Origin of the sequence: uncultured Paraglaciecola sp. (assembly GCF_913058035.1) — a bacterium.
GTDB lineage: Bacteria > Pseudomonadota > Gammaproteobacteria > Enterobacterales > Alteromonadaceae > Paraglaciecola.
Map to the genome: position 1 here is coordinate 1 of NZ_CAJXPA010000162.1, position 9,623 is coordinate 9,623.

General features: G+C 38.7%; 11 protein-coding genes. 10 read left to right on the forward strand and 1 reads right to left on the reverse strand.

Going from position 1 to position 9,623, the window contains the following annotated elements; all coding sequences use genetic code 11:
• The first annotated feature begins 57 nt into the window (after positions 1-57).
• The 10 genes from rpoE (at position 58) to QZ562_RS16855 (ending at position 8,749) form a co-directional block, all read left to right on the forward strand.
• A complete protein-coding gene (gene rpoE, locus QZ562_RS16810) occupies positions 58-639 on the forward strand; it encodes an RNA polymerase sigma factor RpoE (protein WP_293762694.1) in 582 nt (193 codons plus the stop codon).
• Positions 640-681: 42 nt separating this feature from the next.
• A complete protein-coding gene (locus QZ562_RS16815) occupies positions 682-1,323 on the forward strand; it encodes an RseA family anti-sigma factor (RefSeq protein ID WP_293762696.1) in 642 nt (213 codons plus the stop codon).
• On the forward strand, positions 1,259-2,323 hold the full coding sequence (locus tag QZ562_RS16820) for a MucB/RseB C-terminal domain-containing protein (protein ID WP_293762699.1): 1,065 nt from the start codon (positions 1,259-1,261) through the stop codon (positions 2,321-2,323). Before QZ562_RS16815 ends, QZ562_RS16820 begins: the two co-directional genes overlap by 65 nt.
• A complete protein-coding gene (locus tag QZ562_RS16825) occupies positions 2,320-2,808 on the forward strand; it encodes a SoxR reducing system RseC family protein (RefSeq protein ID WP_293762702.1) in 489 nt (162 codons plus the stop codon). Before QZ562_RS16820 ends, QZ562_RS16825 begins: the two co-directional genes overlap by 4 nt.
• A gap of 178 nt (positions 2,809-2,986) precedes the next feature.
• Positions 2,987-4,783 (forward strand): translation elongation factor 4, encoded by a 1,797-nt coding sequence (gene lepA, locus QZ562_RS16830; RefSeq protein WP_293762704.1) that lies wholly within the window; start codon positions 2,987-2,989, stop codon positions 4,781-4,783.
• Complete coding sequence (lepB, locus tag QZ562_RS16835; RefSeq protein WP_293762706.1) at positions 4,784-5,689, forward strand: signal peptidase I; 906 nt, start codon at positions 4,784-4,786, stop codon at positions 5,687-5,689.
• Positions 5,690-6,376 carry a ribonuclease III gene (gene rnc / locus QZ562_RS16840; protein ID WP_293762708.1) on the forward strand — a complete coding sequence of 229 codons (687 nt, stop codon included), beginning with the start codon at positions 5,690-5,692 and terminating at the stop codon, positions 6,374-6,376.
• Positions 6,366-7,295: a GTPase Era gene (gene era, locus QZ562_RS16845; RefSeq protein WP_293762710.1), complete on the forward strand. Its 930-nt coding sequence runs from the start codon at positions 6,366-6,368 to the stop codon at positions 7,293-7,295. Before rnc ends, era begins: the two co-directional genes overlap by 11 nt.
• A gap of 29 nt (positions 7,296-7,324) precedes the next feature.
• A complete protein-coding gene (gene pdxH, locus QZ562_RS16850; RefSeq protein ID WP_293762712.1) occupies positions 7,325-7,966 on the forward strand; it encodes a pyridoxamine 5'-phosphate oxidase in 642 nt (213 codons plus the stop codon).
• A 15-nt stretch (positions 7,967-7,981) separates the two neighbouring features.
• Positions 7,982-8,749, forward strand: coding sequence for a TatD family hydrolase (locus tag QZ562_RS16855; RefSeq protein WP_293762715.1), 768 nt, complete (start codon positions 7,982-7,984; stop codon positions 8,747-8,749).
• A 4-nt stretch (positions 8,750-8,753) separates the two neighbouring features.
• Here the strand turns inward: QZ562_RS16855 and QZ562_RS16860 are convergent, their stop codons facing one another.
• Positions 8,754-9,365, reverse strand: a complete 612-nt coding sequence (locus QZ562_RS16860) for a hypothetical protein (RefSeq protein ID WP_293762717.1) — start codon at positions 9,363-9,365, stop codon at positions 8,754-8,756.
• Positions 9,366-9,623 lie beyond the last annotated feature (258 nt).

The following is a 9,623-nucleotide window of genomic DNA, read 5'->3' on the forward strand; positions in this document are numbered from 1 at the left end:
CAATAGTATTGCTAGCATGAGCCGAAGTATATTTTCGCAAAGGAGTAAGGGCTCGAAATGAGCGAGCAGATAGCAGATCAACAAATCGTTGAAAGAGTACAACGCGGAGACAAAAACGCTTACGGGTTGTTGGTAACAAAGTACCAGCATAAAGTATCTTATTTAGTTTCCAGATATGTTAAAAATTCAGGGGATGTGGCAGATGTGACGCAAGAAGCGTTTATTAAAGCTTACAGAGCCTTACCAAATTTTAGAGGTGATAGCGCTTTTTACACATGGCTGTATAGAATAGCTGTTAACAGTGCCAAAAACTATCTGGTATCACAGGGAAGAAAACCTCCAGCAAGTGATGTTGATGCTGATGAAGCAGATTATTATGATGGTAGTGATGCATTAAAAGAAAATAATTCACCCGAAAAAAGCTTAATGTCTGAACAAATGGAAAAATTATTGTTTGAGGCCATGGAAAAGTTACCTGAAGATTTACGCATGGCTATAAGTTTGCGTGAACTTGAAGGTCTAAGCTACGAAGATATTGCTAATATCATGGACTGCCCAGTAGGTACCGTGAGGTCTAGAATATTCAGAGCTAGAGAAGCATTAGATAAAGTTGTTCAACCATTGTTGATGAATGATTGATTTTAATCAAAGTAGAAATTAAATTGGCGGGAACCATATTATATGTCGCAAAAATTTGAAAATTTATCAGCCCTAGTTGATGGCGAACATATCACTTCTAGTTCATCGAATAGTCATATATTGGATGCGGTTAGAAATGATGTTGATTTACAACTAAAATGGAAAAGCTATCATCTTATTCGTGATGGCTTACGCAAAGAGCTACCAGTAAATATTCATTTCGATATTGCTGACAAAGTTGCACAAGCTTTAGAAGCTGAACCCGCAATATTAGCTCCAAAGAAAACTTGGCGCGATATACCATTAGCCATCAAAATTGTTCCTTTTGCAAAACAAGGTGGGCAGATGGCTATTGCTGCCTCCGTCGCTGTGGTAATGATAATTGGTGTTCAACAGCTTAATCAGGCCAACGTAAACCAGCCCTTTAATGCTGCTCCGCCTATCCCAGGTATTCAAGGTGGACTATCACCAGTAAGTTTTGACCAAGTCCGCAACGTCCCAGACTCCGATGGAGTAGAACAAAGACGTAGGATCAATGCTTACATGACCGACCATAAACAGCAATTACGTTTTAAGACGATGCAAATAAGTAGTGATGAATCTACAATGCTGGAGTCAAATGTCAAAAATGCTAACAAAAACAAAAAGGCGCAACCAGACATTGTTGAAAACATCCCCCAGTAAAATGAACAGTGGGATAATACTAACCCTTCTGTTCAGTATTTTTATACCTTTGCAAACATTTGCACTGGACGAACAGATCAACACTACATCTACAAGCTCCTATCCGCTTGATAGCGCGCAAGCATGGTTAGTCAAGATGTCTAATGCTGTTAGGACATTAAATTATACAGTTTCATTTGTTTTATTAAAACCTGGTATGGATTCTCAGCCTTACCTCTGGCGACATGGTGTTAATGAGCTTGGCCTTGAAATGGAACAGCTGAACCTTTTGAACGGTCCTGGCCGCGAAGTGGTTCGTATTGGAAATAAAGTTAGTTACTTTGAGCCTAGTGTTCCACCTTATAGTCTGTACTCCTCGATTATAAACGGTCCCCTTCCTAGCGAGTTTTTACAACGTCCTGAAAAATTAATGTTGGGTTATGAGTTTATTATGGTTGGTAGGAGCCGAATTGCAGGTCTTGCAGCTCAACAAATTAAAATAATTAGTAAAGATAAGAGCCGTTTTGGAATAAATGTTTGGCTTGACCAGGAGACAGGTTTGTTGTTGAAAATGAACATGTTTGACCAAAACGCTAAATTTTTAGAACAAATTCAGGTGACAAGTTTACAGGTAACTGAAGAGCCTGATCCATTTTTCGCAAAAATCGAACCCGAAATGTTACCCGATGTGGTCAGTTTTAGTCCCAAATCTGAATTTAATTCAGAGTGGACAATTGGCTATATCCCTAAAGGTATGACAATAGAAAAAAGAGACTTCCTTCGCTTGCCAGGCTCAAGTGTGGTGGTAGAGTACATTATGTTAAGTGATGGTCTGATAGATGTATCTGTGTATCTTCAAGAAAAAGACAACGACAAGCCGCAAGATAATCTAGTAGGTACGGTACAATCTGATACTTTATTAACCATAGAGCATGGAGATTTAAATATAACGATTATTGGAAAACTTCCAGCTGTTACGGCTAATGCTATCGCTAAATCAATTGAAAAAACAACTAAATGATTGAAGAAATTGGAGTGATATGTGCTGTAGACCAACACAACTCTCAACAATTTGTATTGGTTGAAACACAGATCAAGTCGACTTGCGGCAGTTGTGAGGCTCAATCTAATTGTGGTACTGGTGCAATAGCAAAAGTTTTTGCAAGTAAGAGAGAAACCTTAAGATTTCGACTAAACGAACTCGTTGAAGTAGGTCAAAAGGTAAGTCTAGGTATCCCCGAAGAAAATTTACTTAAAGCATCCGCAATAGTTTATTGCTTACCATTATTTACTCTTGTTTTGTCTGCAGTTATCGGACAATCCATATTGCCTTTAGCAGGATTAATGGCGGAGGGTTGGTTGATATTGTTTTCGGCCTTAAACACTTATATTACATTTAGATTTGTGCGTCGTTTCTTGAGCAACTCCGATCAAGGAGATTTTCATCCGCGTATTCTTAAAGTTTTCCCCTTAGAAATAGACAATATCCAAGTCAAACAACTATAAGCATCATTTTCTCCAATAAAACCAATAAAACCAATAAACAATGCTTCAGTTGTGTCGCAAAGTGATTGATAAAACTGTAAAATTAAGTATATCTAATTTTTTGTCTCATACTCTAGCGGCTTTTTTTGTTTAACTAGTTGCTTGGAAACAAATCCACTTGGTAATTTTCAAAAATTCTATGCAACACAAGCACATACGTAACTTCTCAATTATTGCTCATATAGACCACGGTAAATCGACTCTTTCAGATCGTCTCATTCAGCATTGTGGAGGACTGAGCAGCAGAGAAATGTCTGAGCAAGTTCTTGATTCAATGGATATAGAAAAAGAGCGAGGTATTACCATCAAGGCACAAAGTGTGACTTTGAACTACACCGCAAAAGATGGTGAGACCTATCAATTAAATTTCATCGATACGCCTGGACATGTTGATTTTACCTATGAAGTATCACGATCTCTTGCTGCTTGTGAAGGGGCCCTGTTAGTCGTTGATGCTGGGCAAGGTGTCGAAGCACAAACATTAGCTAATTGTTACACAGCTATCGATTTGAATATGGAAGTCGTTCCCATCATCAATAAAATTGATTTGCCTCAAGCCGAACCTGACCGTGTTGCAGAAGAAATAGAAGATATAGTGGGTATCGATGCAATCGATGCAGTACGATGCTCTGCTAAAACAGGTATAGGTATAGAAGATGTACTAGAAGTTATTGTACGCCAAATACCTCCGCCTGAAGGTGAAATTGATGCACCGTTAAAGGCTTTGATTGTTGATTCTTGGTTTGATAATTATCAAGGTGTTGTATCGCTTGTACGAATCATGCAAGGTGAGTTACACAAGCATGACAAAATCAAAATTATGACAACTGGCGGAATTCATCAAGCAGACAAAGTAGGTATTTTCACACCTAAACCAAAAGATACTGGGGTGTTAAGAGCCGGTGAAGTGGGTTTCGTTATTGCTGGGATAAAAGAAATTAACGGTGCCCCAGTGGGCGATACAATAACTTTGGCGAAACGACCTGCAGCTGAGGCTCTTCCTGGCTTTAAAAAGGTTAAACCTCAAGTGTATGCTGGTCTATTTCCTATAAGTTCTGATGACTATGAAGATTTCCGAGATGCTTTAGCTAAATTAAGTCTCAATGATGCTTCTTTATTCTTTGAGCCAGAGAGTTCATCTGCGCTTGGGTTTGGTTTTCGTATCGGTTTTCTAGGCATGTTACATATGGAAATCATTCAAGAACGCTTGGAACGTGAATACGATTTGGACTTGATCACTACTGCACCAACAGTTGTATACGAAGTTGTCACCAAAGATGGTGAAACTATCTATGTTGACAATCCTTCTAAACTACCAGCTGTAAATGACATCGAAGAAATTCATGAGCCTATAGTTGAAGCGCATATTTTGGTACCTCAGCAATATCTTGGAAACGTCATGACGTTATGTGTAGAAAAGCGTGGAATGCAAACCAGTATGACCTATCACGGTAAACAAGTCGCTGTGAGTTATGATTTGCCTATGGCTGAAGTGGTAATGGACTTTTTCGATAAATTAAAATCGACAAGTCGAGGTTTTGCTTCCTTAGATTACAATTTCAAACGTTTTCAAACCGCAGAAATGTCGCGTTTAGATATTTTGATTAATGGTGAGCGTGTTGACGCACTCGCTATGATTACCCATAAAGATCACGCTGTGACTCGTGGTCGACAGCTGGTCGAAAAGCTGCGTGAACTTATACCCAGACAGATGTTCGACATTGCTATTCAAGCAGCAATTGGCAATCAAATTGTTGCTCGAAGTACGATCAAACAATTGCGAAAAAACGTTATTGCTAAGTGTTATGGCGGTGACATCAGCCGAAAGAAAAAGCTCTTGCAGAAACAAAAGGATGGTAAGAAACGAATGAAGTCAGTAGGAAACGTAGAATTACCCCAAGAAGCATTTTTAGCTCTTCTAAAGGTGGGTAAATAAATGGCAAATTATTTTTCAATTTTTTTGGTTGCCCTGACCGTTACCTCAGGTTTAATTTGGTTAGTCGATAGTTTAATGTTCGCTTCGAAACGTCGCGAACGAATGGCAATTGCTAATGTTCCTGGTGTTGCAACAACTGCTTTAGAACAGGACGCTCAATTACCTTGGTTAGTCGATACGGCTCAACAAATTTTCCCTGTAATTGCTTTTGTTATGGTGTTGCGTTCATTTTTGTATGAACCCTTTCAAATTCCATCTGGCTCAATGATGCCTACTTTATTAGTAGGTGATTTTATTCTTGTTGAAAAGTTTACTTACGGTCTTAAAGATCCAGTCATGCGTAATAAGTTTTTTGATGTCGGTAAACCCGAGCGCGGAGATGTTGTAGTGTTTAAGTTTCCACCTGCACCAAACTTAGATTATATTAAACGTGTAGTTGGCTTACCGGGTGACACGGTTATATATCGAAATAAGCAACTCCAAATAAAATCTGTATGTGATACTGCCGAAAACTGTGCTCCTTTTCAAACTATAGATTTGAAGTTTAAAAGCAGAGGAGAAGCCTACCAACAGTTTGCTCCCTTAGAAAAATATACTGAATATTTGGGTGTTGTCAGCCACCAAATATATCGCACTCAAGGCAGAGCTAACTCAAGTCGCTATTATTCTCAACCAGGAACGCAGTCAGATGAATGGATTGTGCCTGAGGGGCAGTATTTTGTAATGGGGGATAATCGAGATAATAGTGAAGATGGGAGATATTGGGGATTTGTACCAGAAGCAAATCTAGTAGGCAAAGCGGTAGCAATTTGGATTAGTTTTGAATTTGATCGTGTTCCTAGTAGTTGGGTACCAGGGTGGATCCCTACAGGTGTAAGATTTGAACGTGTGGGTAGCATAAAGTAAATGTTACTTGTTAACCCATACCTTCCTTTGTACAAACGCCTGGGTTATACCTTTGATCTTGAGGCTAACATAATTGAAGCGTTAACTCACAGAAGTGCCCATAAACAGCATAACGAGCGTCTGGAGTTTTTAGGCGACGCCATACTAGGAATGGTCATTGCAAAAGTTTTGTATCAACGCTTTCCAAAACAGCCTGAAGGTAAGCTAACTCGAATGCGCTCAAGTTTGGTTAAAGGGGATACCCTTGCTGAAGTGGCCAGAGAATTTGAGTTAGGTGAATTATTACTGCTTGGTCCAGGTGAATTGAAAAGTGGAGGCTTCCGTCGAGATTCCATACTAGCCGATGCAGTAGAAGCCATTATTGGTGCTATATATTTAGAAGCTGGCATGGATAAATGTGAAGCTTTAGTTTTAGATTGGTTTGGACCAAGACTTAAGGCACTGGATCCAGGAGCTGTATCCAAAGACGATAAAACTCGATTACAAGAATATCTTCAATCAAACAAACACCCGTTACCTCTTTACGAAGTCACTGAGATTAAAGGTAAATCACATGATCAGACTTTTTATGTTGAGTGTAACGTGGAGGGTTTAAAAAAAGCAGTAGTAGGCAAAGGTAATAGTCGACGTAGGGCTGAACAGAAAGCAGCAAAACAAGCATTTGAGAAATTAATTAATGATAGATAACCAGTCTGATAAAGAGAAACTAGTTAACACTCACTGTGGAATGATCGCCATTGTTGGTCGGCCAAATGTGGGTAAATCGACCCTGCTAAATAAATTGCTAGGTCAAAAAGTCAGTATTACTTCGCGAAAACCACAAACTACACGCCATAGAATAATGGGTATTGATACTGTAGATGACCGTCAGGCAGTGTATGTCGATACACCCGGATTACATATTGAAGAAAAGCGCGCAATAAACCGTTTTATGAACAGAGCCGCATCCAGTTCAATTGCAGATGTTGGATTAGTACTGTTTTTAGTAGAAGGCACTAAGTGGACCGATGATGATCAAATGGTGTTGACTAAAATTCAACAATCTGGCTCACCATGTTGGTTGATTGTTAATAAATCAGACAATGTAAAAGATAAAGAAACCATGTTGCCTCATCTGAAGTGGTTGGGTGAACAGCATAACTTCCAGCAAATTATGCCTATCTCAGCTAAAACAGGTAAAAATGTAGAGGAGTTGCGTGCCTTAGTTTTATCTACTTTGCCTGAAAGTGAGTTTTATTTTCCAGAAGACTATATCACAGATCGTTCAAGTCGTTTTATGGCATCTGAGATTGTTCGAGAAAAGCTGATGCGTTTTACCGGTGACGAGTTACCTTATTCTATTACTGTGGAAATCGAACAATTTTTACTTGCCGAAAATGGTATTTATCGTATAAATGGTTTGATATTAGTTGAACGTGATACTCAGAAAAGTATGGTCATTGGTAAAGGTGGACAGCGCCTTAAAACCATCGGTATGGAAGCACGAAAAGATATGGAGGTGTTGTTTGATGCAAAAGTATATTTAGAACTTTGGGTAAAAGTGAAATCAGGCTGGGCTGATGACGAAAGAGCATTGCGTAGCTTAGGTTATGGCCTAGACAATTAATATCTATCATTATTTGACAAGAGGTAAACATGCGTTCAATCAGCGATATTCGCCGAGATTACACTTTAGCAGGGTTAGACATTGATGATTTGACGGCTGAACCTTTTGCTCTTTTTGAGCAGTGGTTACAAAATGCAGTCGATGCAAACTTAGCCGATCCAACTGCTATGACTGTTGCAACAGTTGATAAAGAAGGTCAACCTTCCCAACGGATAGTGTTACTAAAAGATTTTGATGAAACAGGCTTCGTTTTTTATACCAATACCGGGAGTAAAAAAGCACAAGATTTAAGTCATAACAGTAAAATTTCGCTGCATTTTCCATGGACCATGCTTGATCGTCAGATCACAATATTAGGTGTTGCTCAGCAACTAACCTCAGTGGAAGTGGCTAAATATTTTATGACTCGCCCTAAACCTAGTCAAGTGGCTGCTTGGGCATCAGAGCAAAGCCGCCCTATTGGCAGTAAACAATTACTTATGCAGAAATTTTCAGATGCCACTGCTAAGTTTGCTAAAGAGGAAGTTCCATTACCTTCATTTTGGGGTGGATACCGAGTTGCTGCCAATCAGATCGAGTTTTGGCAAGGGGGAGAACACAGGCTTCACGATCGTTTTGTTTATACAAAAAATTTCGAAGGTAAGTGGCAAACAGAACGTTTAATGCCTTAATTATTTGGGTGAATTGTGTTGATAGATAGTCATTGCCATCTTGATTTTAGTTGTTTTGATCACGACCGTGTCGAGGTTCTGAACAGCTGCAAAAATTTGGCAATAGATAATATTGTTATACCAGGCACTCAAGCTAGCCAATGGCAAAAACAAATTGAGATGTGCCAATTGTATCCTCAACTCAGGTTCGCTTTAGGTCTGCACCCTTACTTTTTAGATAGTTTTGAACCAATTCATTTAGTTCTTCTAACTAATCTTTTAAACAAATATCACAATAAAGTACTCGGTTTAGGTGAGATCGGTCTTGATAGTCATATTGATGTTGATTGGAAACTACAATTATACGTTTTTGAACAACAGTTGATGATAGCCAAAAACCTTGCATTACCAATTATTTTACATCATAGAAACACACATAATGAACTGATACGCATACTTAAAACAAATAAGTTCATTCAGGGGGGGATTGTGCATGCTTTTTCGGGGAGTTTACAAGAAGCACATACCTATATCGACTTAGGGTTTAAAATTGGGGTCGGCGGAAGCATCACTTATTCTCGGGCTAATAAGACACGTAAAACGATTGCTAAATTGCCCCTTAGTTGTTTAGTCTTAGAAACGGATGCCCCAGATATGCCGTTGATGGGAAGACAAGGAAAAAGAAATAGCCCTGAATTTTTACCTGAGGTACTTGATAGTTTGATGGCGCTTCGCAAGGAATCTAAGCAAGAAATTCTTCAAGCATGTTTGCAAAACGTAAGCACCGGTCTGGTAAATTTATAAGAGACTATTGTTTAGATGAGCGAATAAGTTGTCTATACCTGACTTTATAAAATGCGCGAGTAATTAATATTCCAGCAATAGCAGCCAATATCATTAACATTTGTACCTGTTGATTGAGCTGTTTTTGATACTCGCTATGGTATGCCATCACTTTTTTTTCCTTCAGTATAATGCTCAAGTAACCGATCACTTGCTGATCGTGCAATATGTTTTGCACAAAAACTAGAGGAGATATAATGTTTGCTTTATAGGCATCAACGACTGATAACGTGGCGTTGTTATCTGATAATACTCTTCCTTTGTTGTCGAATAACGTCACACCGGCAACATGAGGATCTGCAGCGATAAAATTAAGTTGTTGGCTTAACTCATCCAAATCATTTTTTAAAAGCGAACTTATTAGTATGTTGCCAGACAAAGAAGATAAGCTAACACCCAACTGATCGGCTTGTTTAGAATGCCAGTTTAGCGATTGCTCAGAACTGATAAGCCAAAGGTTGATACATGCAATAGAACCCACAACGGCCAAAATCAGATTCGCTATTCGTTTAAATATTGAATAACGGCTAGGCCTTTGAAAGGGAGCAATAAAAACTGATGATTTAATTTTTTCCATGCAAAGACAATAAGGTAAATTGGTTGTGATGCCAAGCTAATCGCAACTAGGTTGCTAAAATAGCTTAGTGCACAGTAATAAAATACTCATTTGATGACGACTTTTATAAACTGCTTGGAAAAAGTATTGAAAACCATCGATTTAACACCATATTAGGCCCTCCACGGAATGGTCATTGGAGAATTATTATGATCTCAGTCAAAAATTTATTTAAATCATTTAATGGTTTCCAAGCCGTTAACGGTCTGTCATTTGAGA